This window comes from Streptomyces sp. NPDC026394 (genome assembly GCF_055567735.1).
In genome coordinates, this window is the sequence record NZ_JBVHPX010000068.1 from 1 (window position 1) to 1,836 (window position 1,836).

3 protein-coding genes are annotated in these 1,836 nt (G+C 70.3%); all 3 read left to right on the forward strand.

Annotated features, from left to right (window positions below; all coding sequences use genetic code 11):
- Positions 1 to 269 (forward strand): GNAT family N-acetyltransferase (locus tag ACZ4QV_RS42440; protein WP_467764565.1); only part of this gene is annotated, 269 nt, incomplete at its 5' end.
- An 80-nt stretch (positions 270 to 349) separates the two neighbouring features.
- Complete coding sequence (locus ACZ4QV_RS42445) at positions 350 to 1,156, forward strand: hypothetical protein (protein WP_467764566.1); 807 nt, start codon at positions 350 to 352, stop codon at positions 1,154 to 1,156.
- A gap of 81 nt (positions 1,157 to 1,237) precedes the next feature.
- A complete protein-coding gene (locus ACZ4QV_RS42450; RefSeq protein WP_467764567.1) occupies positions 1,238 to 1,792 on the forward strand; it encodes a hypothetical protein in 555 nt (184 codons plus the stop codon).
- Positions 1,793 to 1,836: the final 44 nt, after the last annotated feature.

A 1,836-nucleotide genomic window follows, 5' to 3' on the forward strand; every position in this document is an offset into this window, starting at 1 on the left:
CCATGGGGCCCCACCGGCCCACCGAACCCGTGTGGTTCCTCGGCTCGGTCGGCGTCGACCCCGGCCGCCAGGGTCAGGGCCTGGGCGGCGCGGTGGTCCGGCCCGGCCTGGAAGCCGCTGAACAGGCCGGTGTCCCCGCCTTCCTGGAGACCTCCGACGAACGCAACGTGCGCTTCTGCGAGCGCCTCGGCTTCGAGGTGACGGCCGACTACCCGCTTCCCGGCGGCGGCCCGCGCACCTGGGCCATGACCCGTAAGCCGGGCGCCTGAGCCAGGGCTGCCCACGAAGATGCCGGTCGGTGCCGCGCGGCCCGGCCACCGGAACGCGGAGACGAGAAGGGCTGGAAGACGTGACCATAGGGCTTGCCACGACGCTCGGCGACTATCTGGAGTACGCGTTCGCTCAGCACGGCCGCGGGGCGCGGTATCTGCCCGTGTTCGACCCGGCCGGGAAGCATGTGTGGCCCCGCCGGATCGCGGCGCGCCTCGGCCTGGAAACGGTCGAAGTACCTGCCCGGGCCGATGGCGCCGTCCCTCCGGGGGCCGGTGACTGCGCGCGCGACGGGCGGGAGGACCACCTCGTCGTCGCCCTCACCGACGACGCCGGGTTCTGCGCGCCGGCACTGGTGTTCGCGCTGGCCAAGGACGCCCGGCTGGTACGGGCCGACACCGCGAGTCAGGTCGTGAAGGCGGCGCTGGAGCTGCCGCCCGGCGGCTACCTCACGGTCGTCGGCCCGGAACGGGTGCTGGAGTTCGCCCTGCTGAACCGGCTCCGCCGGGAGGCCCCGGAGGTGAACACGGGCGTCCTGTGCGGGCCGACCCCGGCCAAGCTCAGCGAGCTCAAGGAACCGATGACGTCGGGTCGCCTGACGGTCTGCCCGACGGACGCCGTCGACGCCGGGCATCTCATGGACGGCACGGTGCTGCGCCGGGTGCTGAGCTTCATCGCCCACGCCAGCGAGGACTACCTGCGGGTCACCCCCGACGACATCCTGTGCGGTCTGACCGACGACCCGGAGGAGCAGGCGGCGGCCCGGCGCGCGCCCGGCCCGCTGCCCGCCTGCATGCAGGGAGTAGAGGGCCGGCCGCTGCTCACGGAGGAGTCGCCCCGCGTCCTCGACGTGCGCGCCACGGCGCCGCGGGCCGAACTGGACTGACTGACCCGGGCCTTCGAACGGTATGAGAACCTGGCGTTCCTGGACATCAAGCTCGACAAGGGCCGCGCGGTACTGACCGACATGGTCAACAACCTGCCCACGATGGCCCGCAGAGCGCGCAACACACGCTTCGAACTGACCGAGTGGGAACGGTTCAGCCGTTCCGTCGAGCGTATCCGGGAGAAGTGCACCGCGCTCGACCGCGGCGTCATGGACAAGCTCCTGCAAGCCACCGAGAGCCGCGAGTACCACTTCGTCGAGGCGTACCGCCACACCTACACGGTGCAGCGCACCGAGAGCACCGACGATCCGTGCCGTTACTGCGGCGAGGCCCTCCACCGCTACGTCAGCGGCAACATCCTCCGCCCCCACCTGCGCCGCTACCTGATCAGCTGCGCGATCTGCGGTGCCGTACAGGACACCGAGGACGAGGCGGTGACGCTACTGACCTCTGCGCTTCAGGGTGACGCTTATTGTGTCCTTCGGCGCACTGTCGCCTGTATGGGTGAGGTGCGAGCGTATGAGCTTGATCCCTTTTCGTTCTGGCCACTGGATACCGATGCAGCGGCAGGTCAGGGTAGGTGGAATGAAGTCACGCACCACATCCGGCAGGGGACAGTTGGACCCAGTAGCTGAATCAGTCGCCGTCTACAGCGGCCATGCCGACGACTACGCGGCGG